Consider the following 1,290-nt stretch of genomic DNA (forward strand, 5'->3'; position numbering starts at 1 on the left):
TCAGGCAGGGTAGAGGCGGCGCGAGACGTGCTGATCGCCATGAAGGACGTCTCGCTGCGCGATGCCGCGCTCAGAGCATCAACTGGTGCCATTCGCATCGATGCACGCGGAGCATTGACGCAACAGGATTCAGATGTGCTGGCAGCATCCGACATCGAGGTGCATGCCGCATCCGTAAGTCTGGCCTCGCAGGCGCGCCAGTCGACGCTGGTGGCGAACGGCGGTGGCGTATTGCTCGAGGTGGATGGAGACCTGACGAACCTCGGCGCGCTGGTTCAGGGGCAACATCGCATCGCGGCGTCGCCATCCTCTGTGGGCGCCGTGACGGTGCGCACAGGCGGTTCACTGCTCAATGATTCGACACCACAGTATCTCGGCATCCTGTTCGGCGCGGACGACGATGTGGTGGTGCGCGCGGGCGGCGATATCGTCAATCGCCATGCGCGCATGCTGTCCAACGCCGGCCTCGATCTTGCAGCGAAGGGCGATCTGATCAACGAGATCACCAAGCCGGCGGGCGATGTAGCCGCGAGCGTCGTCTCGGCCTCGGATCGCCGCTGGCTGGTGCTCTCCAAACGCGGCAGCACCTTTGACATCGACTATGGCGCCGTCGATCGGCCGGGTCAGAGCGCCTATCTTCTCTCCGAAACCGGCACCACACTGAGCGGCCGCAATGTCATCAACCTCGGCGGCGAGATCTACGCCAACAATGGCTCGATCACGATCCATGCCGTCGATACGTTCCGCACGGAGGGCGTGACCACCGGCTCCGCGCACTTCACGCGCACGTGCATGATCGTCTGCCGGACCTCGGCGTCATCCGACACGTCGGTGGTCGGGGGGCTGCTCTCGGCGAGCGGCAGCATCGACATCACCGCTGGCACGGCCGCGATGAACATCGGTGGCCGTGTGCTCGCCGTCGGCGACCTCACCGTCAAAGCGCCGGTGACGTACGCCACTGGCGTCGCCGGCTACACGGCAATCGCACGCGACCGGGGCTTCAAGGCGTTCTTCGGCGATAGCTGGGCGCGCCTGTATGCAATGGATGTGGGCGGCAGCTGGATGGCTACGGGCCGCACGCGCATCAGCGGCGATGCGATCGTGACCGGCGGCAGCTTTGATGGCGACGTCGCGGTGGCCGGCACCACCACTGTGGTGCGTCCGCGCCAGATCGAGCCAGTCTCGGTGGAAAGCCACCTCGGCATGACGTCATGGTTGTGGCGATGAGCCGGCAACACGCGTACCCCGCTCGCCGCCGCGCGGCGGTTGCATGCTGGCTGATGGCGATGG

At 65.8% G+C, this 1,290-nt stretch carries 1 pseudogene; it reads left to right on the top strand.

What is annotated here, in order from left to right:
* A pseudogene (locus LDO41_RS34135) lies at positions 1-1,227 on the top strand (filamentous hemagglutinin N-terminal domain-containing protein); the annotation flags it as partial.
* Positions 1,228-1,290: the final 63 nt, after the last annotated feature.

Origin of the sequence: Cupriavidus pampae (assembly GCF_914271485.1) — a bacterium.
Taxonomy (GTDB): Bacteria; Pseudomonadota; Gammaproteobacteria; order Burkholderiales; family Burkholderiaceae; genus Cupriavidus; species Cupriavidus pampae.